23 protein-coding genes are annotated in these 24,830 nt (G+C 68.2%); 16 read left to right on the top strand and 7 right to left on the bottom strand.

The features are described from left to right. Both ACWDTP_RS23190 and ACWDTP_RS23185 read left to right on the top strand, forming a co-directional pair. On the top strand, nucleotides 1–710 hold a 710-nt coding region (locus ACWDTP_RS23190), incomplete at its 5' end, for an NmrA family NAD(P)-binding protein (RefSeq protein WP_450024084.1). A gap of 100 nt (nucleotides 711–810) precedes the next feature. Then, nucleotides 811–1,467 carry a TetR/AcrR family transcriptional regulator gene (locus tag ACWDTP_RS23185; protein WP_450024082.1) on the top strand — a complete coding sequence of 219 codons (657 nt, stop codon included), beginning with the start codon at nucleotides 811–813 and terminating at the stop codon, nucleotides 1,465–1,467. Nucleotides 1,468–1,499: 32 nt separating this feature from the next. On the opposite strand, the gene ACWDTP_RS23180 is transcribed toward ACWDTP_RS23185, so the two are convergent. The 3 genes from ACWDTP_RS23180 to ACWDTP_RS23170 all read right to left on the bottom strand — a co-directional run bounded on the left by ACWDTP_RS23180 (nucleotide 1,500) and on the right by ACWDTP_RS23170 (nucleotide 6,620). Continuing rightward, nucleotides 1,500–3,644: a DNA gyrase subunit A gene (locus tag ACWDTP_RS23180; protein WP_450024080.1), complete on the bottom strand. Its 2,145-nt coding sequence runs from the start codon at nucleotides 3,642–3,644 to the stop codon at nucleotides 1,500–1,502. Nucleotides 3,645–3,661: 17 nt separating this feature from the next. Further along, nucleotides 3,662–5,695 carry a toprim domain-containing protein gene (locus ACWDTP_RS23175; RefSeq protein ID WP_450024078.1) on the bottom strand — a complete coding sequence of 678 codons (2,034 nt, stop codon included), beginning with the start codon at nucleotides 5,693–5,695 and terminating at the stop codon, nucleotides 3,662–3,664. 127 nt (nucleotides 5,696–5,822) lie between these two features. Beyond that, on the bottom strand, nucleotides 5,823–6,620 hold the full coding sequence (locus tag ACWDTP_RS23170) for a DUF1906 domain-containing protein (protein ID WP_450024076.1): 798 nt from the start codon (nucleotides 6,618–6,620) through the stop codon (nucleotides 5,823–5,825). 143 nt (nucleotides 6,621–6,763) lie between these two features. Between ACWDTP_RS23170 and ACWDTP_RS23165 the strand changes: the two genes are divergently transcribed. From ACWDTP_RS23165 to ACWDTP_RS23135, 7 genes are all read left to right on the top strand, one after another. Then, the gene (locus tag ACWDTP_RS23165) at nucleotides 6,764–7,792 is read left to right on the top strand and encodes a LacI family DNA-binding transcriptional regulator (RefSeq protein ID WP_450024074.1); all 1,029 of its coding nucleotides are present in this window, start codon (nucleotides 6,764–6,766) and stop codon (nucleotides 7,790–7,792) included. A gap of 156 nt (nucleotides 7,793–7,948) precedes the next feature. Then, nucleotides 7,949–8,740: a cyclase family protein gene (locus ACWDTP_RS23160; protein ID WP_450024072.1), complete on the top strand. Its 792-nt coding sequence runs from the start codon at nucleotides 7,949–7,951 to the stop codon at nucleotides 8,738–8,740. Continuing rightward, on the top strand, nucleotides 8,737–9,543 hold the full coding sequence (locus tag ACWDTP_RS23155) for an enoyl-CoA hydratase/isomerase family protein (protein WP_450024070.1): 807 nt from the start codon (nucleotides 8,737–8,739) through the stop codon (nucleotides 9,541–9,543). Before ACWDTP_RS23160 ends, ACWDTP_RS23155 begins: the two co-directional genes overlap by 4 nt. A 50-nt stretch (nucleotides 9,544–9,593) precedes the next feature. Further along, nucleotides 9,594–11,960 carry a xanthine dehydrogenase family protein molybdopterin-binding subunit gene (locus ACWDTP_RS23150; RefSeq protein WP_450024068.1) on the top strand — a complete coding sequence of 789 codons (2,367 nt, stop codon included), beginning with the start codon at nucleotides 9,594–9,596 and terminating at the stop codon, nucleotides 11,958–11,960. Continuing rightward, complete coding sequence (locus ACWDTP_RS23145; protein WP_450024066.1) at nucleotides 11,957–12,805, top strand: FAD binding domain-containing protein; 849 nt, start codon at nucleotides 11,957–11,959, stop codon at nucleotides 12,803–12,805. Before ACWDTP_RS23150 ends, ACWDTP_RS23145 begins: the two co-directional genes overlap by 4 nt. Further along, nucleotides 12,798–13,301 carry a (2Fe-2S)-binding protein gene (locus tag ACWDTP_RS23140; RefSeq protein ID WP_450024064.1) on the top strand — a complete coding sequence of 168 codons (504 nt, stop codon included), beginning with the start codon at nucleotides 12,798–12,800 and terminating at the stop codon, nucleotides 13,299–13,301. The genes ACWDTP_RS23145 and ACWDTP_RS23140 overlap by 8 nt, the downstream gene beginning before the upstream one ends. 65 nt (nucleotides 13,302–13,366) lie before the next feature. Then, the gene (locus ACWDTP_RS23135; protein ID WP_450024062.1) at nucleotides 13,367–14,698 is read left to right on the top strand and encodes an MFS transporter; all 1,332 of its coding nucleotides are present in this window, start codon (nucleotides 13,367–13,369) and stop codon (nucleotides 14,696–14,698) included. A 60-nt stretch (nucleotides 14,699–14,758) separates the two neighbouring features. On the opposite strand, the gene glpK (ACWDTP_RS23130) is transcribed toward ACWDTP_RS23135, so the two are convergent. Both glpK (ACWDTP_RS23130) and ACWDTP_RS23125 read right to left on the bottom strand, forming a co-directional pair. Continuing rightward, nucleotides 14,759–16,282, bottom strand: coding sequence for a glycerol kinase GlpK (glpK, locus tag ACWDTP_RS23130; protein ID WP_450024060.1), 1,524 nt, complete (start codon nucleotides 16,280–16,282; stop codon nucleotides 14,759–14,761). Then, nucleotides 16,279–17,043, bottom strand: a complete 765-nt coding sequence (locus ACWDTP_RS23125; protein WP_450024058.1) for an IclR family transcriptional regulator — start codon at nucleotides 17,041–17,043, stop codon at nucleotides 16,279–16,281. Before ACWDTP_RS23125 ends, glpK (ACWDTP_RS23130) begins: the two co-directional genes overlap by 4 nt. Before the next feature lie 162 nt (nucleotides 17,044–17,205). Between ACWDTP_RS23125 and ACWDTP_RS23120 the strand changes: the two genes are divergently transcribed. The 4 genes from ACWDTP_RS23120 to ACWDTP_RS23105 are packed head-to-tail and all read left to right on the top strand — an operon-like array spanning nucleotide 17,206 to nucleotide 21,861. Further along, on the top strand, nucleotides 17,206–18,051 hold the full coding sequence (locus tag ACWDTP_RS23120) for an MIP/aquaporin family protein (RefSeq protein WP_450024056.1): 846 nt from the start codon (nucleotides 17,206–17,208) through the stop codon (nucleotides 18,049–18,051). 39 nt (nucleotides 18,052–18,090) lie between these two features. Then, nucleotides 18,091–19,608 (top strand): glycerol kinase GlpK, encoded by a 1,518-nt coding sequence (glpK, locus tag ACWDTP_RS23115; RefSeq protein WP_450024054.1) that lies wholly within the window; start codon nucleotides 18,091–18,093, stop codon nucleotides 19,606–19,608. Between the two features lie 54 nt (nucleotides 19,609–19,662). Beyond that, on the top strand, nucleotides 19,663–21,384 hold the full coding sequence (locus ACWDTP_RS23110) for a glycerol-3-phosphate dehydrogenase/oxidase (RefSeq protein WP_450024052.1): 1,722 nt from the start codon (nucleotides 19,663–19,665) through the stop codon (nucleotides 21,382–21,384). A gap of 39 nt (nucleotides 21,385–21,423) precedes the next feature. Beyond that, nucleotides 21,424–21,861: a hypothetical protein gene (locus ACWDTP_RS23105; RefSeq protein WP_450024086.1), complete on the top strand. Its 438-nt coding sequence runs from the start codon at nucleotides 21,424–21,426 to the stop codon at nucleotides 21,859–21,861. Here the strand turns inward: ACWDTP_RS23105 and ACWDTP_RS23100 are convergent. Further along, nucleotides 21,851–22,282, bottom strand: a complete 432-nt coding sequence (locus ACWDTP_RS23100; protein ID WP_450024050.1) for an Rrf2 family transcriptional regulator — start codon at nucleotides 22,280–22,282, stop codon at nucleotides 21,851–21,853. The genes ACWDTP_RS23105 and ACWDTP_RS23100 overlap by 11 nt on opposite strands. A gap of 79 nt (nucleotides 22,283–22,361) precedes the next feature. Between ACWDTP_RS23100 and ACWDTP_RS23095 the strand changes: the two genes are divergently transcribed. The 3 genes from ACWDTP_RS23095 to ACWDTP_RS23085 are packed head-to-tail and all read left to right on the top strand — an operon-like array spanning nucleotide 22,362 to nucleotide 23,996. After that, nucleotides 22,362–22,799: an NAD(P)H-binding protein gene (locus ACWDTP_RS23095; protein WP_450024048.1), complete on the top strand. Its 438-nt coding sequence runs from the start codon at nucleotides 22,362–22,364 to the stop codon at nucleotides 22,797–22,799. Continuing rightward, the gene (locus ACWDTP_RS23090) at nucleotides 22,730–23,197 is read left to right on the top strand and encodes a hypothetical protein (protein ID WP_450024046.1); all 468 of its coding nucleotides are present in this window, start codon (nucleotides 22,730–22,732) and stop codon (nucleotides 23,195–23,197) included. The genes ACWDTP_RS23095 and ACWDTP_RS23090 overlap by 70 nt, the downstream gene beginning before the upstream one ends. Nucleotides 23,198–23,201: 4 nt before the next feature. After that, the gene (locus tag ACWDTP_RS23085) at nucleotides 23,202–23,996 is read left to right on the top strand and encodes an MBL fold metallo-hydrolase (protein WP_450024044.1); all 795 of its coding nucleotides are present in this window, start codon (nucleotides 23,202–23,204) and stop codon (nucleotides 23,994–23,996) included. On the opposite strand, the gene ACWDTP_RS23080 is transcribed toward ACWDTP_RS23085, so the two are convergent. Further along, nucleotides 23,932–24,830: MFS transporter (locus ACWDTP_RS23080; RefSeq protein ID WP_450024042.1), on the bottom strand; the 899-nt coding region annotated here is incomplete at its 5' end. The two genes, ACWDTP_RS23085 and ACWDTP_RS23080, sit on opposite strands and share 65 nt — an antisense overlap.

Below are 24,830 nucleotides of genomic sequence, written 5' to 3'. Positions count from 1 at the left end.
TGGACGCCGCACTCGACGGGGCCGAGGCGGTGTTCTTGCTCAGTCCCACGACGCCACAGCTTCTTGAGCACGAGCGCTCGGTGATCGAGTCGGCCGTGCGAGCCGGGAGGCCACGCGTGGTCAAGTTGTCGGCGCTCAATGCCACCGCCGACTCGGCCGTGGGGTTTCACCGCCTACACGCCGGCGTCGTCGAGCGATTGCGGGTCTCGGGCTTGCCCTACACCGTCTTGGAGCCGAACGATTTCATGCAGAACTTCCTGCGTCAGGCGGCGTCGGTACACCGGGACAACAAGATCTCCGCCTCGATGGGCGCGACACTGGTCAGCTACGTCGATACCCGCGACGTGGCCGAGGTGGCCGTCCGTGTCCTCACCACCGCCGGTCACGAGGGGGCGACCTACGAGCTCACCGGGCCCGAGGCGCTGAGCCGCACCCAGGTCGCCGCTCGCATCTCCCGGTTGCTCGGTCGCGAGGTGTGCTACGAGGACGTGCCGTGGCCCCGGATGCGTGAGACGCTGCGCGGCGACCGGTTGCCCGAATGGCTCATCGATTGGATGTCGCAGTTGCACGGCGATTACCGGGCCGGCCGAGCCGTGCGGATCGCCGGTGGTGTCCAGGACGTCACCGGACGACCACCCCGGTCCATCGATGATTTCCTGCACGATCACCGGAAGGCGTTCGAGCAGGGTGTCGGCGGCAGATGGCCCTAGGAGCCGGGAGGGGTTGATCAGGGCGGCGCCTGCCCCGACCGCGAGATCAGACATGGCATCCTCATGGTGTCCGCAGTGCGCTGGAGGCATGGAAGGTCTGATGAGTCCCGAATCGGCGAGGAAGCATCCCTATCGGTCCGAGCTGCGGGCCCAGCAGGCGGCCGCGACCCGCCAACTGGTGCTCGACACCGCCACCGCCTTGTTCATCGAGCGCGGATACGGCGCGACGTCGATCGACCTCATCGCCGAAACGGCCGGGGTCGGCCGCTCGACCGTCTTCACCGCGGCCGGCGGCAAGCCGTGGTTGCTGAAGACCGCCTACGACCGGGCAATCGTCGGGGACGACCGGCAGGTTCCGCTGGCGGAGCGGCCGCAGGTGCAGAGGTTGTTCGCGATGACCGATCCCGCCGAGATCGTCGAGGGATACGTCGACGTGCTCAGTGACGCCGTGCTGCGCGTATCGCGCATGTACGAGGTGGTGCGTTCGGCCGCGGGAGTGGACTCCGAAGTCCATCAACTGTGGACCGACATCTGCCAGCAGCGCCTCGAGGGTGCGAACATCATCGCCACCCTGCTCAAGCGTAAGCGAGGGCTCCGTAAAGGACTGACGACCGCGACCGCGCGCGACCTCATCTGGATATACAACGATCCGGGCATGCACTACGCGCTCGTCGAGGGGCGCGGCTGGAGTCAGAAGCGCTTTCGCAACTGGCTCCTCGACACGTTCGCTCATCAGCTGCTCGACCGGAAGGTGTAACCGGAACCGTCTCCGGCGTCCGGGCCGCGACGCTACGGCGCGGGTGTCACGTCGCCGCCCGAGCCCTTGACCGAAGCCTTCGCGCGGTTCTCGGCACGCACCGCCCGCTTGCCGCGGACGAACCCGGTCGTCGACACCGTCGCCGACAGCAGCGCTTCCTCACCTCTGGTGAACGGGTGAAATCCGACACCGACGCCGCCACGGCCCTTCACCGGGATGTCGGCGACTTCGGTTACCTTCCAGCCCTTTTCCGAGATCGACAGAATGGCCTCGCCGTTCTCACAGGTCAGCGGCAGCGCCGCGATCACCGTGTCCATCGGATCGCCGGAGCCCAGCTTCACACCGGCCACCCCGTTACCGGCCGCGCCCTGCGGATTGACCGCCGCGGGGTCGATGCGCAGCACCTTCCCGCGCCGCGTCACTAACGCCAGGTGGTAGCCGAGCGGAATCACCCCGGACGCCAGCAGCCCGGTGATGTCGGGCGCCACCGGGATATCGCGGATCCGGTAGGGCAGGCCGTTGCCGGTCGTGAACTTGACCCGCCCGTCGGTCCACACCGCCCATCCCAGACCTGACGTGAGCAGCTCGCCATGGCTGTCGGAGAACACACCGCGGTCGTCGAGTCGCCAGGCGGCGTTCACCTTGCGCTCACGGGGGCCGTCCTCGTCGGAACCGGACGCCACCGGGCTGGCCTCGACGTCGAGCACGGTGCGACGGTCGAATTCGGGGCCTTTGAACAGTTTGGCGGTCTCCACCAGCTCCTTGTCGATCACCACTCGGCGTGCATCCGGGCTGGACACTAACTCGGTGAGCTCGGCGAGTTCGGCGTCCAGCTTCTCGGCCTCGGCCCGCAGTTCGATCACGTCGAGCTTGGTCAACCGCCGAAGCTGAAGCCCCAGAACATAATCCGCCTGTTCGGCGTCGATCGCGAACCGCTCCTGCAATCCTTCGCGGGCTTCGGCGACGGTGTCGGATCCACGGATCACCGCGACGGCGGCATCGATGTCGAGGTGGATCTTCATCAAGCCGGTCACCAGATGCCTGCGCGCGGTGACCTTGTCCAGCCGGTACTCGCTGCGGCGCAACACCACCGCATCGCGCAGATGCAGAAAGGCGCCGATCAGTTCACGCACCGACCACCAGCGTGGCACCCGGTCCTCGTCGAGCGCGACCAGGCTGGCGGCGAACGTCGACTCCAGCGGGGTCAGGGCAAGCAGCTGCTCACGGATATCCTCGGCCTTGTGGCCGCGTTTGGCGGTCACCACGATCCGTAGCCCGTTGCGCCGGTCGGTCAGATCTGACATATCGGCCACGCCGGGCAGTTCCCCGGATTCGACCAGCGTGCGAATACGGTCCTGCACCGTGCCACTCGCGACACCCGGCGGCAGCTCGGTGATGACGACGTTCTTGCCGTCGACGGTCAGCGTGCCGCGCACGGTGAACGCACCGCGGCCGGTGGTGAGGTATTCCCGCAGGCCGGCGGTGCCGACCACGGTGGCCCCGCATCCCCAGTCGGGACCGGGTATGAGTTTGGCCAACCGGTCGTCGGTCATGTTCGGGGTCTTCAGCAGCGCCCGGCAGGCCGCCATGATCTCGCGGGGATTGTGGGCGGGCACCTTGGTGGCCCAGCCTTCGGCGATGCCGACCGCGCCGTCGCAGAGCAACACCGGCCAGCGGGCCGGCAGCACCGTCGGCTCGATCCACTCGCCGTCGAATGTGGGCACCATCGGCACCGCGTGATCGTCGAGTTCGGCGGTCAGCGCCGCGCCCGGCGCCGACAACCGCATCTCGGTGTAGCGGTCGGCTGCGGGAATGTCACCCTGGATGCGCGGGAACGCGCCTTGCCCGTCGATGACCTTGACGCGCTGGAACTCCGCCGCCATCAGCGCCGCCGCGCCGTACATCGACGCGCCGCCGTGGGGATGCAGGTTGCCGGTGACGGCCGAGCACACCTTCGAGGACTTCTGAGGCTTGTTGCCGGGCAGCAGCTTCGAATCGTGCATCTGGTACAGCAGGCGTCGCTGGCCCGGCTTGAGCCCGTCGAAGGCCGACGGGATGGCGCGGTCGCTCACGCTGTAGAGCGCGAACGTCAGCTGGTAGTGGTTCCAGTACTCGTCGGCGCTCTGGTCGAGTACCAGATCGGGGTTCTGCTCGGGAACGGTCAGGGTGGCGGTCACGTCGTACTCCTACGTCCCTACGTCAAATCCAGTGCCGCGGTGTCGACGCGGGCGGCGATATCGGCCATCCACGTGCGCCTGCCCTCGGGCGGCCCACCGAACAGAATGTGGTGCAGCTTGGCTTCACTGTCATCGAGGCTCACCCGAATCACCGTGCGCCGCTGCGGATCCAGCACGGTGTTCCAGAAGTCGTCGGCGTCCATCTCGCCGAGGCCCTTGTTGCGCTGCACCTCCACCTTGCGCTTGGAGCCGGCGCGCATCTGGGCCACGGCGGCATCGCGCTCCGACTCGTCCTGGCAGTAGATCCGTTGCTGGCCGTCCTTGACCACGAACAGCGGGGGCAGGGTTACATAGACCATCCCGGCTTCGACGAGTGGACGGTAGAAGTCCAGGAACATCGAGATCAGGCTGGAGTTGATGTTGCCGCCGTCGGGGTCGGCGTCGGAGGCGAACAGGATCCGGTCGTAGCGGCACAATTCCGGGTCGCAGTTCTCCCGTAACCCGCAACCCAGGATCCGCTCGATCGAGTCGAACTCGTCTTTGACCCGTGCCTTGGTCAGGGTAAATCCGTAGACGTTGGGCGGCTTGCCTTTCAGCGGGAAGGCCGCCTGGAACATGGCGTCCCGCGCCGCTTTGATGGTGCCCAGCGCCGAATCGCCCTCGCACAGGAACAGCTCGGCACCGGAGCCTCGTCCGGTCTCCCGGCTGGGCAGCAGCTTCGGTGGCAGCGACAGATTCGTGCCGAGCCCCTTGGCTTTCGACGCCGCCCGGGACCTGGCCTTCGCGCCTTCCGCGCTCCGCCGCGCCCTGGCGGACTCCAGCGCCAGTTTGGTCCACAGCGTGACGGTGTCGGCGTTGCCGGGATTGGCCGCCCAGACGGTGACGCTGCGGGCCACATCCGGGGCCATCGCCACGTTCAGCGACCGTGAGGACACCGCGGTCTTGGCCTGGGAGTCCCACGCGACGTCGGGTGCGCGGGTGTCCACGGCCAGCGCCGTGACCGCGGCGAAGTCCTGGGCCTCGGGACCGTCCTCGCCCTTGGCCAGGCCCAGGTCGCGGATGCGCGAAGCGCGATCGGCCAGGGCCTCCGAAAGCCCCTTCACGGCGGCCGTCAGATGGGATCCGCCGCCCGGCGTACGCACGGTGTTGCAGAACGCGGCGACGGTGGCCGGTTCGGCCGGGCCCGCGGTCAACGACCAGCGAAACGGTGTCGGGCCGCGGCCGGTGGTGTATTCACCGCGGCCCTCCACGACGGCCCGAACACCGGGTGCGGGCGTGTCGGCGGCCGCACACATGAGGTCCAGCAGGGTGTCGGTGCCCCATGGGCCGCTGAACGGCTCGGTCAACTCGGGCCGGATCTCCGCGCCGGGCCAGCCCTCGTCGACGACGGTGAGGTGCACACCCGGTGACATCCGGGCCGCGGCGTGCGCCCGCAGCAGCACCTCGTTGATGTCCATGCTGGAATCCGGCACCACGGCGGTGTCGAACAGGATGCGCACCGTGGTGCCGTGCGCGTCCGGTTTACGGTTACCCGAGCCGCGCAGCTTCTGGGTGTCGGCGCGGGTGAACGGGGCGTCCGGGTCGAATTCCTTACCGTCGAACGAGCCGGGGTAGCCGCGGCCGAAGCACTGCAGATAGGTCTTGCCGGCCCGGCGCACCGTCACATCGGTACGTGCGGAGATGAACACCGCTGCCGCGGCGCCGATTCCGTTCAGCCCGGCGCCGGTGGCGGCCGCGTCGCCGTGTGCGGAGAACTTGCCGCCCGCCCGCGCGGTACCGAGCGTCTTGACGATGCCGTTCTTGCCGTTCACCGGGTCGGAATCGACCGGCAGACCGCGGCCGTCGTCGGCGACGCTGACCGAGCCGTCGGCGTGCAGGGTGATCGTCACGGTCGATCCGCCGTGGTCGGGATCGGCGACCTCTTCGATGGCGTTGTCCACCAGCTCACGCATGGCGGTGTTGAGCACGTCGAGTCCCAGGTTCACCGCCGGCCGCAGGCGTGTGTGCTGGACATCGTCGAGCTCGGTGATGTCGGCGGCGGTGTAGCTCACTGCGCGTCCTTTCAGGGCGGGGCGGCGGGTGCCGGAGGAATCGTAGACCGCCCGCCCGACATCGCCGGGTGGGCCTGGCCGGGAGGGCGGCCGGCGTCAGTTCTACCGACCGTGCGTGCCGGGCATCCTAGGGATGTTTGTTCCACTGGCCGCAGTCCTGGGCGAGGACGTCGTTGACGTCGACTTCGAGTCCTCCGACCAGCGGGCCCGGATTCGATGCGGTGCTCACGATCCGCTGGTATAGAACCGCGGCGGGGTGGACCTGGCCGCCGGACCAGGATCGGGTCTGCCAGGCCCAGACCCGGCCGGGCGTGCTCGACCTGCCGATGACGCCATCGGCGGCGGCCCACTGGCACGGGTTGATGCCCGCGTAGATGCCGGTGCGCTGCACCCCGAGCACCGAGTTGATCCCGCGAAACCACGGCAGCGCCGTGGTATTCCAGGTGTTGCGGTCGATGTCGTCGTCCACGCTGAAGAAGACCGGGGCGCTCTGGCCGCCGCCCGCCGCGCTGTGGAGCTGCCAGGCGGTCCGCGCATCGGCGACCCCGCCCGCGTACCCGCGGGTGAAGTCCGACGGCGCGGTCCCGCCCGGTTTGCCGTACTGGAAGTTGCTGACGATTATCAGCCCGGCCGCGGTCAGCGACCGGGCGTAGGGCAGGGTGATCGGCTTGGCGCCGAAGGACGAGCCGGGACGCGACGTCGAGACGTAGTTGATCACCCCAGCGTGGCCGGCGGCCCGGATGTCCTGGGCCGGAATCTGGCGCGCGGCGAAGTCGATCAGCGTGGGAGCGGCGGCCGACGCCGTGGGCAGGCCGGTACCGGCTGCTGCCGCACCCAGCCCGGCCAGCGTCGACATGGCCGCGGCGTAGCGCAGCGCATCACGCCGCGAAACCGGGCGCCGAGCAGTCTCGGGCGATTCGTGCATCGCCCGATGTTACCAATGTGACTGCTGTTAACAGCGTAGCCATGGCCGCCGTGGCCGTGGCGTTTTTTATTCGCGGCGGGATGCGGCGGCCGGCGTACGGACTAGGCTGCGCGCAGTGTTGATCGCCGATCTTGGGAGCGGTTGTGGCGGGCGGACGGGAGCGACAGCGGCCGACGCTGGCTGACGTCGCGCGCATCGCCGGCGTCGATCCGAGTCTGGTGTCGCGGGTCCTTCGCAACGACCTGCGCGGCTTCGCCTCGTCGGAGACGCGGGAGCGCATCCGCCGTGCGGCCCACGAAATCGGCTACCGTGCCAATGCCTCCGCGCGTGGTCTGCGCAGCAATCGCACGATGACATTGGGCCTGTTGCTGCCCGGCTTTTCGAGCCCGGTGTACTCGGCCATCGCCCACGGCGTCGAGACGCGCGCCAACGAGTACGGTTACGGCCTGGTCCTGGGGACACACGCCGCCGGTGACCCGCACGAGACCATCTCGGACATGCTCATGCGCGGCAGCGTCGACGCGCTGTTGGTGTCGTCGGGCCGCATTGAGGACGATGCGTTGCGTCGGCTGGTGAAACAGCTGCCACAGTCATTGGTGCTGGTGAATCGGCAGGTCCGCGGGGTTTCGGCGAGTGTGGTGCTGCGCGACGCGGATGCGGCGGCGGTCGCCGTGCGGCATCTCACCGATCTGGGGCACCGTCGGATCTGCGCGATCCTGGGGCCGCGGACCCTCGACACCATGGTCCGGCGGCGCCGTGGCTTCACCGACGAGTGCGCGAAGCTGGGCGTGGCGGCGACGACCGTCGAGATGCCCGAACGCGACCGCGCGGCCGGATTTGATGCGACGATGAGAGTGCTCGAACGCCGGTCCCGGCCGACTGCGATCGTGGCGGCGACATTCCCGATGGCGGTCGGGGCACTGGCCGCGCTGCATCAACGCGGTATCGCAGTGCCGGCACAACTTTCGGTTGTGTCCCTGCACGACGACGATCTGGCCAACTACCTCGTTCCTCCGTTGACCACGGTCTGGTTGCCCGCGGAGCGGCTCGGTGCGGAGGCCGTCGACCTCGCCCTGGGCCTGATCGAGGGCGACCGTCCGCGGCGCGTGACGGTCCCCGACGAGCCGCACATCGTGCGGCGCGATTCGACGGCCGCCTACCCCGAGGCTTGACCCGGCGGCGGTGCGCGCGACCGGCATCCAGATGGACGACCAGGACCGCACCCTTGATATCAAACGATTGACGCTCTCTTTGAGGCGTTGGTAGCTTGCGACACAGCGAGTGACCAGCCAGGACTGCGTCACAGCGGAATGTGAAGGGAGTCATCGGTGCCCCGATTCGTCGACATCTCGATGTCATTGCAGAACGACGTCCCGGCCGATCCACCGGGGTACGAATTCTCCATCGAGTACACCAGCCATCAAGACACGCTTCCCATGCTGCAGCGCCGATATGACGGCCTTCAGCCCGAGGAACTGCCGAACGCCGAGGCGTTCGCGCTCGAAACCGTGCACCTGTCCACCCACAATGGAACGCACGTCGACGCGCCGTGGCACTACTCGTCGATGATGGAGGACGGAAGTCGGCCACCGACGATCGACGAGATGCCGCTGGACTGGTTCCTGCGGCCGGCGGTGAAACTGGACTTCCGCCATCTCGCCGACGGCTACGTCGTCACCGCCGCCGATCTCGAGCAGGAGTTCGACCGCATCGGTTACCAGGTGCAGCCGCTGGACATTGTGGTGGTCAACACGTCGGCGGGCGAGAAGTTCGGTACACCCGAATATGCCCAGAGCGGGTGCGGCGTGGGTCGCGAGGCGACCCTGTGGTTGTGCGACCGCGGCGTGCGGGTCGTCGGCACGGACGCATGGAGTTGGGATGCCCCCTTCTCGTTCGTCGCCGAACGCTATGCCCGCGAACACGATGCATCGATCATCTGGGAGGGACACAAGGCGGGCCGCCGCACCGGCTACTGCCAGATCGAGAAACTGCGCCACCTGGACGAACTACCCGACCACGGCTTCACCATCGCCTGTTTTCCGGTGAAGATCCATGCCGCATCAGCCGGCTGGACCCGCGCCGTGGCCATCTTCGACGACACGAACGGAGCACACCGATGACCAGTACCGCCGACCACGTGACCGCCATGACCCGGCTGGATCGCGAACCGACGTCGTTCGACTCCTACAAGGATCGGTACACGACGATCCGCATGCACCGCACGGACGGTGTCCTGGAACTGCACTTCCACTCCGACGGCGGGCCGCTGCAGTGGAGTTTGTTGGCACACAACGAGTTCGAAGACGCATTTCTTGAGATCGGACGCGACCGCGAGAACGACGTCATCATCATGACCGGCACCGGCGATATGTTCAGCGGCCCGGCCATCGCTCCGGGACAGCATCCGAACCGCAAGATCATGACCCCGGAGACCTACGACCCCATCCAATGGGAGGGCAAGCATCTGCTGCCCAATCTGCTCTCGATCGAGGCGCCGGTCATCGCCGCCATCAACGGTCCCGCCGTTCGGCACGCCGAGATCCCGCTGGTATCCGACATCGTGCTGGCCACCGAGGACACCTATTTCCAGGACACGGCGCACTTTCCCGGTGGAATGGTGCCGGGCGACGGCATGCACATCGTGATGCCACTGCTGATGGGTCCCACCCGCGCGAGGTACTTCCTGCTCACCGGGCAGAAACTATCGGCCACCGAGGCGCGAGAGATCGGCCTGGTCAACGAAGTGCTGCCGCGCCCGGACCTGTTGGGCCGCGCGCGCGAGCTGGCCGCCACCCTCCTTGAACAACCACGCCTGGTGCGCCGCTACAGCCGAACCGTACTCACCGAAGACCTGCGCCAGCGCATGCACGGCCTGCTCGGCTACGGCCTGGCTCTGGAGGGCATCGCCCGCATGAAGGGGTGAGAGCCGCCCGTTCCCGGTCATCAGCCCTATCGATCTCGACGAGGAGAGCGATGAACACCGCGACCACCACCGCGAGAATGTGGCCCAAGCGCGATGCCCTCGAATTCGTGTCGGGCCGAGTCGCATTCGTCGACGATATGCGACCCGAGGGGCTGCTGCATATGGCGGTGGTGCGCAGCACCCGTGCCCACGCCCGCCTCGTCCGGGTCGACGCGACGGCCGCACGCACCGGTGCCGACGTGGTCCGTGTGCTCGACGGGCGCGAGGCCGAACGGCATCTCGCCACCTTGCCTTACCAGTTCGGAGCACCCGAACGGCTTGGAGCGCAACACGTCCTGCTGCAGGCGCTGCCCGTGGACGAGGTGCGCTACGTCGGCGAACCCATCGCCGTCGTCGCGGCGGAGAACCCGCGAGCGGCCAGGGCCGGCGCGGCGATGGTGGCGGTGGAGTACGAGGATCTGCCGGTTACCGGGGACCCGCGCAGGTTCCTCGGCCGCGACGAGCTCTCGGAAGACGACCGTGCGCATATCGTGGCCGACAACCAGTTCACCAGCGGCACACCGGAGGAAGCACTTCGAGCCGCTCCACACGTACTCGAAACCGAGTTCGCGGTGGGCCGCAGCACCACGGCGCCACTGGAGACCCGCGGCTACCTCGCGACGTGGGATCCCGCGGCCGGACGGCTGACGGTCCACGCATCGCATCAGCAGCCGTTTCAGCTGCGCGCCGAACTCGCCGAAGTCCTCGGCCTGAGCACCGACGCGATCCGGGTGATCGTTCCGCACGTCGGTGGTGCCTTCGGGTTGAAGATGACCGGCCAGGTCGAAGAGCCACTGGTGTGCCTGATGAGCATGCTCTGTGAGCGCCCGGTGAAATGGATCGAGTCACGCGCGGAGTGTTTCCTCGGCGGTGGCCGCGAACAGATCCACCGGGTGCGCGTCGGATTCGACGACGACGGCCGGATCGGTGCGTTCCGCGACGACATGGTGGTACCGGTCGGCGCACGATCGGTGTCGCCCGGCTGGCGGCAGGCCTATGTCAGCGCGGCGACCCTGCCCACGGCCTATGACATCGCCCACGTCGATGTCCGGTCCCGCGTCGTGGCCACGAATTTGCCGCCATGGCATTCCTGCCGGGGATTCGGCAAGGAGGCGCCCATCTTTGTGATGGAGCGCGTGATGGACCTCGTCGCGCGGCGGCTACGTCTCGATCCGGCTACCGTAAGGCATCGTAACCTGCTGCGGCGTAGCCACTTCCCGTACCGGATGCCGTCCGGCTATCGGATCGACAGCGGCGATTTCCACACGGTGTTAGATCGGGCGCTCGATCTCGCAGGCTACTCGAGCGCACAAAAGGTGGCCTCGACGACCATCGGCCCGCTGCGCCGCGGGGTGGGCATCGCCTTCGAGATCACCCCGGAAGGGGGTGGGCACGTATCGGGCCGGTTGACCGCGGGGGCTGCCCCTGCCGTCGCGGCTCCCGAAACCGCGACGGTACGCATCGACCGGGACGGCCGGGTCACGGTGCTCAGCGGTGTCACCAATCCCGGTGGGGGAAACGACACGGCGCTGGCCGGGCTGGCCGCCGACGTGCTGGGGACCACGCTCGCGAACGTCACGGTCATCCAGGGCGACACCGAATTGTGCCCTCCCGGTACCGGAAACGCCAGCAGCCGCGGAGCCGCCGTCGGCGGAGCCGCGGTGGTGCTGGCGGCGCGGGACGTGGCCGCCGATCTACGTCGGACCGCCGCCGAGATGATGGGCGTGGCGCCCGACGACGTGTCGCTGGCCGGCGATGCCGCACACGCCGGTGGCCGGGTACCGGTGGGTTTGGGTGAGGTGTGCACGCGGGCCGCCGGGCGCGGACCCGGCGCGCTACCGTCGCACACCCGCAGCTACCGTCCCACCCCGCCTGACGATCCCGAATTCCAGTACAGCTATCCGTACTTCTCCAGCGGCGCCTACGTGGCGGTGGTCGACGTGGACACCCAGACCGGCGTGGTCACGCTGTGCGCGCTCACCGCGGTTCACGACTGCGGGCGGGTGCTGCAACCGGTCCTGGTCGAAGGCCAGCTGCAAGGTGCGATCGCCATGGGCGTGGGCCTCGCGCTGTTCGAGAACAGCCGCTTCGACACTGCGGGAACATCGACGACGCCCTCCTTCAAGGAGTACCTGCTGCCGCGGGCGAATGATCTGCCCGACTTCGTGATCGGGCACCACGAGACGCCGGCTCCGGACACTCTGCTCGGCGCGAAGGGCGCGGGCGAGGCCGGGGTGGGGGGAGCCCTCGCCGCGGTCGCCAACGCCGTCGATGACGCCCTGTCTCGCATCGCAGGCGCCACCGGCGTGGTGACCGCGGTTCCGCTGCCACCGCCGGCGGTGCTGGCGCTGATACCCGAACAGGGCGCGGGCACATGAGCACTTTCCGCACCACGTTGCCCCGCGATGAACACGCCGTCGCCGACAGCTTGGCGCGCATCGTGGCCACTGGGCGCGACCCCGTCCTGATCGGCGGGGGCACGTTGACCGTGCCGGCACTGGTACGCGGCGACATCGTCGCCACCGAAGTCGTCGACCTCGGGCGAGCCGGGCTTGACGGCGTCGCCGTGGACGACGGCTCCCTTCGCCTCGGCGCCCTGGTCTGCTATCAGCAGCTGCTGGAGTCCGCCGACGTCCGCCGTCGGTTTCCCCTGCTGCACCGTCTCTGCGCAGGCATCACCGGCGGCATTCAGATCCGCAATCAGGGCACGATCATCGGGGCACTGTGTGCGGCGCGGCCGCAGTCCGACATCCCGGCCGCGCTGGTCGCGCTCGACGCCGACGTGGTGATCACCTCGACGGCGGGAACGCGCACGGTGGCCGCCTCGGCATTTCTGCATGACGCACAGAAAACCGACCTGGCCCCAGCCGAATTCGTATCGGCGGTGCACATCGCCCCGCAACCCGGTCGATCCGGCTACATCAAGGTGAAGGCTGCCGAATCGTCGTGGCCGGTGGTCACCGCCGGGGCAATCGTTCCAGGGTGCGTCGTACTCGGTGGCGTCGCCGCCGTGCCGCTACGAATACCACTGACAGAGGCCATGATCGACGGAGACTGCGACGGTGTGCGGGCCGCGGTCGTCGATCAACTGGACCGCCTGCCGGTCGCGCGCCGCTGGTCGGACCTGCGCGCAGACTGGGCGTACCGGCGGCGCATTGCCCCAGAAGTCGCGGTGCGCGCCGTGCGTACGGCCCTGGAACGACGGGACATCGACGGTGAGTGAGGAGTTCGTGGGCGTCGACACCGTCACCATCGACCTGCATGTCGACGGCGCGGACGCACGGCTCACGGTGGCCGCCGATCTGACGCTGCTCGACCTGCTGCGGGAGGAACTCGGCCGGACAGAAGTGCGGGCCGGTTGCCGCAACGGCGACTGCGGCGCGTGTACGGCCATGGTGGACGGACGATGCGTGAAAACGTGTCTCATGTTGGCGGGGCGGGTCGACGGCGCGCGGGTGCGGACGATCGCGGGACTTGCCGACGGTGACGAACCCAGCGCGGTCCAGCGAGCCTTCATGGAGGAGTTCGCCTTTCAGTGCGGATTCTGCCTGCCCGGCATGCTGCTGTCGGCGACCGATCTTCTCGACCGCGATCCCACACCGTCGGCCGCACAGATACGAGACACCCTGAGCGGCAACCTGTGCCGATGCACCGGATACGTCAACGCGGTCCGCGCCGTCGAGCGGGCCGCCGAACTCGGCCACCAACCGCCGGCTTGACACACCTTCATACGTACACCGGGCGACCGTCGCGGTGTCGGTCCCACCTGCCCGAAGGAGCAGCGATGCCCACTCTCAACCAACCACTCGGCGAGGTATCCGGCGATCGCGAAACCCCGCCACCGTCAACCATGCGCACCCTGTTGGGCGCGGGCATCGGCAACGCGCTCGAATGGTACGACTGGAGCGTCTACGCCATCTTTGCGCCGTTCTTCGCCACCCAGTTCTTCGTCGACGACGGTGCCACCGGCGCACTGCTGTCGACGCTAGCGGTATTCGCCGTCGGATTCCTGATGCGGCCGGTCGGCGGTTTCCTCTTCGGCTGGCTGGCCGACCGATACGGGCGCCGGTTCTCGATGACCGCCTGCATGATGTTGATGGCGGCCGGCAGCCTGATGATCGGAATCGCCCCCGTCGACGCCCAGGTCGGAGTGTGGGCCGCGGTAATCCTGGTCGTCGCGCGCCTCGCCCAGGGCCTGGCCCACGGCGGTGAGATCGCGGCGTCCTACACCTACATCGCCGAAATCGCCCCGCGCGCCCGGCGCGGACTCTGGGCAACCAGCATGTACGTCTCGGTGACCGCGGGCGTCGTCCTGGCCACGCTGATCGGAGCCGCCGCCAGCTCCTCCGCCGGCGCCGAGGCCATGCACGAGTGGGGATGGCGGCTGCCGTTCCTGCTCGGCGGGGCGCTCGGCTTCGTAGGGCTCTACCTGCGTCGCACGCTTCCCGAAACCGAAGCCTTCCTCGTCGAATCGGACTCCACCGGTACGGACGTGGCGCCGCAGCCGACCTCGACGAAAGAGCTGCTGCGCGGGTTGAGCGGTAACAAGGCCAACCTGGCACGGATGATCGGCCTTACCCTCGCGATCACCATCGTGTACAACACCTGGGCCATCGGGGTCACCGGTTTCGCCATCAGCACACGTGGCGTTCCCGCCAGCCAGGCACTGTGGGCGGCCCTCGCCGCGAACCTCGTCTTCATGGCGACACTTCCGCTGTGGGGCAAGCTTTCCGACCGCTATGGACGCCGACCGATCCTCATCACGTACTCGGTCGCGTTCATCGTCCTGTCGTTCCCGCTGCTGGCCGCGATCAACGACTCCCCGATCCGCCTGTTCGTGGTGATGTCGATCGCCCTGTTCTTCCTCGGCGCCTCCGTCGGCGTCATGCCCGCCTACTTCGCCGAGCTCTTTCCCACCGCCGTCCGCGCGTCGGGGATCGGTGTGCCGTACTCGTTCACCGTCGCGATCTTCGGTGGCACCGCTCCCTACATCGCCACCTGGCTTGCCGAGCGCGATCTGGAATGGGTGTTCGCCGGGTATGCGATCGTCTCGGTCGCCATCGGGCTGGTCACCACACTGCTGAGCCCCGAAACGCGAGGGCGGGAACTGACCTGAAAACGACGAGAGGAAAAGTCGATATGGCCGCAGACCTGCGACCGTTACCCAACGTCACGGTCACGCCAAACCCGGTCGGCCGTGGGTGGTTTCGGTGGGGGTAAGCGCGCGTGCCACCGCCGCGGTCCAGCCCGCGGCCTCGCGTCTGCGCACCCGGGCATCCATTTTCGGGTACCAGGCCGCGGCCACGTGGCGGTTTGCCCGCAGCGCGGCGACGTCCGGCCAGTAACCGACGGCGAGCCCCGCTGCGTACGCGGCGCCCAGCGACACCGTCTCCGAGACGAACGGTCGCACCACCGGGACGTTGAGGACGTCGGCGTTGAACTGCATCAGCAGATGATTGGAGGTCATACCGCCGTCGACGGCGAGCCGGGCCAGCGGCACCCCGGAGTCGATCGTCATCGCGTTGACCACCTCCCAGGTCTGCCAAGCGGTGGCTTCCAGCACGGCCCGGGCCAGGTGGCCCTTGTTGATGTAGGACGTCAGTCCGACGAAGATGCCTCTGGCCTCCGAATCCCAATGCGGTGCAAGCAGCCCGGAGAAGGCCGGGACGATGTAGCAGCCGCCGTTGTCGTCGACCGTGCGAGCCAGTGTTTCGATCTGTGGTGCGGTGGCGATGACGCCCAGCGAGTCCCGGAACCACCGGACCAGTGAACCGGCGACCGCGATCGGTCCTTCCAGGGCATACATCGGGTCGGTGCCGGGCGCCGCGAAGGCCACGGTCGGCAACAGGCCGTGAGGGGAATCGACGATCGAGGTGCCGACGTTCATCAGCAGGAACGCGCCGGTGCCGTAGGTACATTTGGCATCGCCGGGGGCGAAGCACATCTGACCGAACAGCGCGGCCTGCTGATCGCCGATGGCCGCCGCGATGGGGACGCCCGGCAGCACACTCGTGCAGTGGGCGTACACCTCGCTGTTGGACACGATCCGGGGCATCATCGCCTCCGGAATATCCAGCAGCCCGAGCAGTTTGGAGCTCCACTGCAGCGAGCGCAGGTCCATGAGCAATGTCCGGCTCGCGTTGGTCACATCGGTGACATGGATCCCGTGTCCCGGCCCACCGGTGAGGTTCCAGACCAGCCACGATTCGAGGGTGCCGAACAACGCCTCGCCGGTGCGGGCCCGCGCCTCGAGCCCCCGGACGTTGTCGAGCAGCCAACGCAACCGCGGCGCGGCGAAGTAGGTGGCCGGCTTGAATCCGGCGATCCGCCGGACCGCCTCGGCCTCCGGCGTGATCTGGTCGACCACCGGACCGGTCCTGGTGTCCTGCCAGGTGATCGCCGGCGCCAGTGGTTGTCCGGTGCGCCGGTCCCACACGACGGTGGTCTCGCGCTGGTTGGCGATCCCGACCGCGACCACGTTGGACTCGTCCAGCCCCGCCAGCCGGAGTGCTTCCGGCACGATCCGGCGCACATTACGCCACAGTTCCAGCGCGTCCTGCTCGGCCCAGCCTGGCCGCGGGAAGGACTGCCGCTGTTCGCGTTGAGCGATCGCGACCATGCGGCCGCGGTGGTCGAACAGCATGCAGCGCGCCGACGTGGTGCCCAGGTCGATCGCCGCGACCACACGTTGTTCGGTCACCGTGACGGCTCCAGGGCGCGGGTCACCGCGGTGGCCGCGCGCCGAAGCTCGGTGAGGATGTCCGGGTCCGGCGATCCGTCCCGGGTGAGCAGAGATTCCGGCGGCCCGAGTACCGCCATGGCCGCGACACTCGAACGGCTCCGGCCGTGGATCGGCACCGCCACATCGGCCAGATCCGGGTCGAACTCGCCGTCGGCGACCGCGACACCGGTCCGTCGGACCCGTTCGACCTCGTCGGCCAGCCGGGGACGGCTCAACGAGGTCCGGCGGGTGAAGCGTTCCAGCCGGAGGTTGCGCAGAATCCGTTCCCGGCGTGGCGAATAGGCCAGCACAAGTTTGCCGCAACCCGTGGCGTGCAACGGAAGCCGTTCGCCCACCCGCAGCGTCTGGGGACTGTCGTCCGGCCGGAACACATGGTGGACGACTTCGGCCTCCTGATCATGCAGCAACGTCATCAGCACCTCGAAACCGGTCGCCGCGGCCAGGGTGTCGGCCCAGGCCATCGAGGTCGAGCGCAGGTCGTTGCCGTCCAGCTCGACGGTCTCGTGCGAAGACGCCCTCGGCCCGGGACCGTAGCTTCCGGTGTCGGGATCCTGCTCCAGATACTCCAGGTCGACCAGGGTGCGCACGATGCCGTGAACCGTGGCCTTGGACAGTTGCAGGTCTTGCGCGATCATGCGCAGTGGCAGTGGTCGGTCGCTTTGCTCAACCAAATCCAGTACGGCAGCGGCGCGTTCGATCGATTGGATGGATCCCGGCATTCGGCGCACTCCTCAACAATCCGCGACGCTACGGGACGAATATCACAGGCGCAGCGTTCGGCATTGTCAAACAACGACGATTGATGTGCGTCACATTCCCGCATAGCTTCGCAACGTCTCACAGCGAGCGCCGAAGCCGGCCATCACACAAGGAAGTGAACGATGACATCACCGCCGCGGACCAAGTACCCCCTGGTTGGCGAACTGTCGGCCGAGTTCCTCGGAACCGCGATACTGATCCTGTTCGGCTGCGGCGTTGTCGCTCAGGTGGTGGCCGGTGGATTCCCGGATTCCGTGAGTGGCGGTGACCACAACTCGATCGCCTGGGGATGGGGGTTCGGCGTCGCGATGGCCGTCTTCGTCGCGGGCAGGCTCAGCGGGGCCCACCTCAACCCCGCCGTGACCGTGGCGCTGACGGTGTTCAAAGGCTTCGAGCGGCGCAAGGTGATTCCGTTCATTGGCGCTCAATTCGCCGGCGCCTTCGTCGGGGCGTTGATCGTCAGGTTCGTCTACGCCGACCAGATCGTCGCCGCCGACCCCGGCCTGACCCGCGCCACCCAGGGCATCTTCTCGACGTCACCGGGCACCGGTGTGTCGATCGGGACGGCCTTCGCCGACCAGGTGGTCGGCACCGCGATCCTGGTGATCGTCATCTTCGCGGTGACCAACGCGGTGAACAACCCGCCGCTGGCCAATATGGCGCCGCTCATCATCGGGCTGCTGGTGGTGGGGATCGGCATGGCATGGGGCACCAACGCCGGATACGCGATCAACCCGGCGCGCGATTTCGGGCCGCGACTGGCGTCCTGGCTCACCGGCTACAGCGACGCGATGTTCTCGGCCAACGGCCCCGAACTGTACTTCTGGGTGCCCATCATCGCCCCGCTGATCGGCGGCCTGGTCGGGGGCGCGCTGTTCGTCTTCGGCATCGAACGCTACCTGCCCGCCGCGGTGGAGTCGCCGCACGAAATCGGTGTTGCCGAGCCCACCGAGATGGCCAACAGCTGACCCTCCCGTCCCAGACCACCCGCCCCACCAGGAGACCCCATGCCCGATTTCGTCGGTTCCGTCGACCAGGGAACCACCAGCACCCGCTTCATGGTTTTCGACCACGGCGGCAACGTCATCGCCCAACACCAACTCGAACATGAGCAGATCCTGCCCAAGGCGGGATGGGTCGAGCACAACCCCGTCGAGATCTGGGAACGCACGTCATCGGTCATCCAGACCGCGTTGGGCAAGCAAGGACTGGTCAGCAGTGACCTGGCTGCCCTCGGTATCACCAATCAGCGCGAGACCACGGTCGTGTGGAACAAGCGCACCGGCCGGCCCTACTACAACGCCATCGTGTGGCAGGACACCCGCACCGACCGCATCGCGAGCACACTCGAAGCCAACGGGCACGGCGAGACCATTCGGCACAAGGCCGGCCTGCCACCGGCCACCTACTTCTCCGGCGGCAAGATCCAATGGATCCTCGACAACATCGACGGCGTGCGTGCGGCCGCCGAACGCGGTGAGGCGCTGTTCGGCAATACCGACAGCTGGCTGCTGTGGCATCTCACCGGCGGGACCAACGGGGGTGTACACGTCACCGACGTCACCAACGCCAGCCGCACCATGCTGATGAACCTGGAGACGCTGGACTGGGACGACGATCTGCTGGCGCTGTTCGGGATTCCCCGGCAGATGCTGCCGGAGATCGTGCCCTCGTCGTCGCCCGAACCGTACGGACTCACCCTGGCCGGCGGGCCGCTCGGGGGTGAGGTGCCGCTCACCGGGGCGCTCGGCGACCAGCAGGCGGCCACCGTCGGCCAGGTGTGCTTCGCGCCTGGGGAAGCCAAGAACACCTATGGCACAGGCAATTTCATGCTGCTCAACACCGGCACCGAGATCGTGCGCTCCAAGGCCGGTCTGCTCACCACCGTGGCCTACCGATTCGGCGACGCCGACCCGGTGTACGCCCTTGAAGGGTCGATCGCCGTCACCGGGTCGGCCGTGCAGTGGCTGCGTGACCAGTTGGGGATCATCAGCGGCGCAGCGCAATCCGAGACATTGGCCCGGCAGGTCGACGACAACGGCGGCGTCTACTTCGTGCCGGCCTTCTCCGGTCTGTTCGCACCGTACTGGCGTTCGGACGCGCGCGGCGCGATCGTCGGGCTGTCCCGGTTCAACACCAACGCGCACGTCGCGCGGGCGACGCTGGAAGCGATCTGCTACCAGAGCCGAGACGTGGTCGACGCGATGGCGGCCGACTCCGGTGTGCACCTCGAAGTCCTCAAGGTCGACGGCGGAATCACCGCCAACGACCTGTGCATGCAGATCCAGGCCGACGTGCTCGGCGTCGACGTGGTCAAGCCCGTGGTCGCCGAAACCACCGCACTGGGGGCGGCTTACGCCGCCGGACTGGCGGTGGGCTTCTGGAAGGACACCGACGAACTGCGCAAGAACTGGCTCGAAGACAAGCGGTGGCAGCCGACCTGGTCCGACGAACAGCGGGAGACGGGGTACGCCCAGTGGCACAAGGCCGTCAAGCGCACCCTGGACTGGGTCGACGTCAGTTGACCCACGTAACCGTCAGCGCACCAATCGGATACGAGCAGAGGACACGGTAACCACATGGAGGCGGTCGCGCTTTCACCGTCCACCCGTCAGGCCGCACTCGCGGACCTGGCGGGCGACCCGTTGGACATCCTGGTCATCGGCGGGGGAGTCGTCGGTGCGGGCGCCGCGCTCGACGCCGCCACCCGGGGCCTGAAGGTCGGGCTGGTCGAGGCCCGCGATCTGGCCTCGGGCACGTCCAGCCGGTCCAGCAAGCTGATCCACGGCGGCTTGCGCTACCTGGAGATGCTGGACTTCCGGTTGGTCGCCGAGGCGCTCTCCGAGCGCGGGCTCATGCTCGAGAAGCTGGCCCCGCACCTGGTCAAACCGGTGAAGTTCCTCTACCCCGTCAAGCACCGGGGATGGGAGCGGATCTACACCGGTGCCGGGCTCGCGCTGTATGACGCGATGTCGAAGGCGTCCGGCCATGGATCCGCAATCCCCGTGCACCGGCACCTGACCCGCCGCGGTGCGCTGCGCGCGGCGCCGTCGCTGAGCAGGGATGCACTCGTCGGCGCCCTGCAGTACCACGACGCCCAGGTCGACGACGCCAGGCACACCATGACCATCGCGCGTACCGCGGCCGCCTACGGCGCGCGGATCGCCACCCGCACCCGGGTGGTCGACCTGCTGCGGGAGGGTGAACGGGTCACCGGGGCCCGCGTCGCCGATGCGGAATCCGATCGCACCTACACCGTGCGGGCGCGCCAGGTGATCAACGCCACCGGTGTGTGGACCGACGACACCCAGGGGATGGCCAACGAGCGCGGGCAGTTCCACGTCCGGGCCAGCAAGGGCATCCACCTCGTCGTGCCGCGCGACCGGATTCGGTCCTCCACCGGGATCATCCTGCGGACCGACAGATCCGTCCTGTTCGTCATCCCGTGGGGCCGGCACTGGATCATCGGCACGACCGATACCGAATGGTCGCTGGACAAGGCCCATCCCGCCGCCAGCCAGAAGGACATCCGTTACCTGCTCGACCAGGTCAACTCCGTGCTGCGGGCACCGCTGACCGAAGCCGACGTCGAAGGGGTCTACGCGGGCCTGCGCCCGCTGCTCGCGGGTGAGTCCGCCGACACGTCCACGTTGTCGCGCGAACACGCCGTCGGCCACAGCGTCCCCGGCCTTGTGGTCATCGCGGGCGGCAAATACACCACCTACCGGGTGATGGCCAAGGACGCGGTCGACGAGGCCGTGCACGGATTGGGCCAGGCCTTCGACCGCCGGATCCCGAGCTGTATGACGCAGGACGTGCCGCTGCTGGGCGCCGACGGTTACCACGCGCTGTGGAACGCCCGCCACCAACTGGCCGCCGATTCGGGGCTGAACGAAACACGGATCGCTCATCTGCTGAACCGGTACGGCTCGATGATCGGCGAGGTGCTGGCGCTCATCCGCGACGACCCGGCACTGGGTGTCCCGCTGCCCGCCGCCGACGATTACCTTCGCGCCGAGGTGGTCTACGGCACCACCCACGAGGGTGCACTGCATCTCGACGACGTGCTGTGCCGCCGGACCCGGATCTCGATCGAGACCTTCGACCGCGGTACCGATTCGTGCCGGGAGGTCGCCGACCTGATGGCACCGCTGCTGGGCTGGTCCGACGAGCACAAGTCCCGCGAGGTCGAGCATTACCTGGCGCGGGTCGCCGCCGAGCGGGAGAGCCAGACCATGCCCGACGACGAGACCGCGGACGGTGCGCGCAGGGGTGCGGCCGACATCGTGTCGGTGGGCTGATCGGCTAACGTCAACCCGGTGGGTGCCGATAACCGGGGTATGAACCTGCTGCGACTTGTCGGCGCGGTCACCGTCGCCCTGGCTGCCCCGTGGCTGTGGGCGGCAACGGCCCACGCCGAGTCCTACGCCCAACTCGACAAGGTTCCGGTGGTTGCCTCGCCGACCTGTGGCGGCACCGTCAGTGCCGAAGCGCAGGTGACGCCGGTGCAGGTCGGTGATCGGGTCGAGAAGGGCGTCCGGGCCGTGATCCGCTACGACGCCGGCGTGTACGACGGTTCCTGCGCGCTCACCGTGACCGCCAAGTGGACCAACCTGGACACCGGCCAGTCAGGCAGCGGAGACATCCACTCCGTATCGACGATCGACCCGCACTACGGCTTCATCGGCTACGCCAACACCACGTTCCAGACCGGGCCTGGAACCGTGGTCGTCACGCTCAGCTCGCATCCGGGCGCCGAAATGCGGGTCACGACCTGAACACCTGAGCCGACTCCAGGAGCCGTTCGATGGTCGTGGCGCCCAGCCGGTCGGCGACGGCGTCGGCGACGTCGCGCTCGATATCGGCGAGCGCCTGGGAAATTGACCGTCCGACGGTGCACGACGGGTTGGGGTCGTGGATACCCATCGTGGGTTCGTCGGCGTGCACCAACCGCCACACCTCGGCCAGGGTGAGCGTCGACGGGTCGCGCTGCAGCAGCCAGCCGCCGTTCTTGCCCGCGGTCGAGCTCACGATTCCCGCCGCGCGTAGCGGAATCATCACGCGCCGAATATATTCCGGGCTGGTGTTCACACTGCCCGAGAGTTCGGGCGAGCCGACGGGGGTCCCGCAGGGCACGCTCGCGAGGTAGGTCAGCACGTGGACGGCGACGGCGAACTGGGTGCTGATCGGAGCGGGCATGGGTCCAGTTTGACATATCGCAATCAGTCCGATTACGTTCTAATTCGTAACCAGACTGATTGCGATAAGGAGTGTGGGTATGCGGGTGGGAGTCACGGGCGCCCTCGGACGGCTGGTGGCCGACGATCTGTTGAACCTCTTCGACCCGGCCGACGTCGTCCTGACCACACGCAACCCGGACGCGCTGGCCGGGTTCACCCGTCGCGGCGCCCTGGTCCGGCACGCGGACTTCGACGACCCCGCCACGCTGCTCGACGCATTCGACGGCGTCGACCGGCTGCTGATCATCTCGGCCGACAATGTCGGCGGCCGGGTCGCCGGCCACCTCGCGGCGATCGAGGCCGCCCAGCGCGCCGGGGTGTCCCACGTCGCCTACACCTCGGTCCCGCGCCCGGGACCCGAGAACCCCGCCCTGGTCGCCGTCGACCACGCGCGACCGAGGACGCCTTGCGCTCATCGGGCCTGCACTGGACGGCGTTGCGTAACAACGTGTATGCCGAGATGCAGCTGCCGGTGATCGAGCAGGCCGCGGCCACGGGCCAACTGATCACCAACGCAGGCGACGGTGCCGCCGCCTACGTCACGCGTGCGGATTGCGCGGCCGTCGCGGTCGGCGTCCTCAGCGGGGCCTTCGATACCGATCGCGCCTACGATGTCACCGGTCCCGACGCGGTGACCGTACGCGACCTGGGTGCCCTGGCCGGCGACCACGTCGAGGTCGTACACGTCGATGACGACACCTACGCCGCGGGCCTGCGCGCATCCGGTCTGCCCGCCGACCTTGCCGATCTCCTGACATCGTTCGGCGCCGCCGTCCGCGGAGGGTTCCTGGCCGACGTCACCGACACCGTGCCGAGGCTGGGCGGGCGGCCGGCGGCGGCCCTGACCGACCTGCCTTCCTCCCAAAAGGGTTGACGGGATGCGGATCCGACGGCTCGGCTGGGCCGGTATCGAGGTCATCGCCGACGGCCACGCCCTGGTGGTGGACTATGTGCGCGACTTCCCGCTACTCACCAGCACCGTGCCGAACGGTGCGTACGCCGCTCACTCGAAACCCGCCGTCGCCGCGCTGGTCACCCATCTGCACGAGGACCACTGTGACGTCGCCGCGATCGAGTCGGCCGTCGGCCCAGGCGGGATCGTGCTGCGGCCACCGCCGTTCGCCGGTACCGCGGACGAGGCGGCGTTCACCGAACCCAACGAGGAACGGCTTTCGGCGACCGGCCTCGACGTGCGCGTCGCCGCCGAGTGGCAGCACGTCGAACTCGGTCCGTTCACCGTGACCGCCGTCCCGGCCGTCGACGGACTTGGCGATCCTCAGCTGAACTGGGTCGTCGACGTGGACGGACAACGGATCCTGCACGGCGGCGACACGATCTTCCACGGCTCCTGGTGGCTCATCGCGCGGCGCCTCGGTCCCATCGACGTTGCGGTGCTGCCGATCAACGGGGCAGTGGTGCAGGCACCGCACCTGCGGCCACCGAGCCTGGTCCCCGCCGTGCTCACCCCCGCGCAGGCGGTCCGCGCGGCGGTGATCCTCGGGGCCTACACGGTTCTGCCCATCCACTTCGGCGTGCACCAGCCGCCCGAGTACGTCGAGGAGCGCGACGCCGTGGCCCAACTCGTCGAATACGCTGCGGGCCAGTCGCTTACCGTGCTGAATCCGGAGCCGGGTGAGGAGATCGTTGTTGATGGTCCGCCGCCCCGGCGGTGACGTCGGTGTCGGTTGTTCGGGTCTCGGGCAGGCGATACATTCCGAACGCTGCCAGCAGGCAGAGCACGATCAGATACATCGATACCAGCGCGGGCCCTCCGCCGGCGCTGTCGGTCAAGGCCGCCGCGACGAACGGCAACGTGCCGCCGATCAGGGCACCGGTGATCTCCCTGCTGAACGTCACGCCGGTGTAGCGCAGTCGAACGTCGAACAGTTCTGACATGAAGGCGGACTGGGCGGAAAGCATCAGGCCGTTGCACACGGAGAACAGGAAGACGAAGCCGAGCCAGATGAGGATCGGCGATCCCGTGTCGAGGACGAAGAAGAACGGGTAGATGAGTATCGCGGCGCCGATCGCGCCCGCGAGAAAGACCGGGCGTCTGCCGTACATGTCGGAGAGACGGCCCGCGAGCGGGATGGTGACGAGCTTGAGGGCGTTGCCGATCAACACACCGGTGAGGCCGATCCACGCGGGTGCGCCGACCACGGTTGTCAGGTAGGAGAGCGCGTAGACCGACGGAAGGTAGCTTGCGACGTTTGGACCGATGCTCGCCAGCATCGCGAACGGAACCTTGCTGCGGGCGGTGCGCAACAGCTCGCGCAGTGTCGCCCGCTGCGGTGCGGCCGATCGTTTGGCGGCCTCGAATTCGGGGGTTTCGCCGACCTTGAGCCTGATCAGCACAGCGACGACACCGAGGACGAAGCTCAGCAGAAACGGGATGCGCCATGCCCACCCGATGAGTTCTTCGCGGGTGGTGACGGCGGTGATCACCATGAAGATACCGGTGGCGAGAAGTGCCCCCAATGCGTTTCCCGCGCCGGGGATGCTGGCGT

The sequence above is a fragment of the Mycobacterium sp. NPDC003449 genome, from assembly GCF_053588415.1.
Note: the sequence above shows the minus strand (reverse complement) of the source record. Positions and strands in the feature narration are given on the sequence as shown.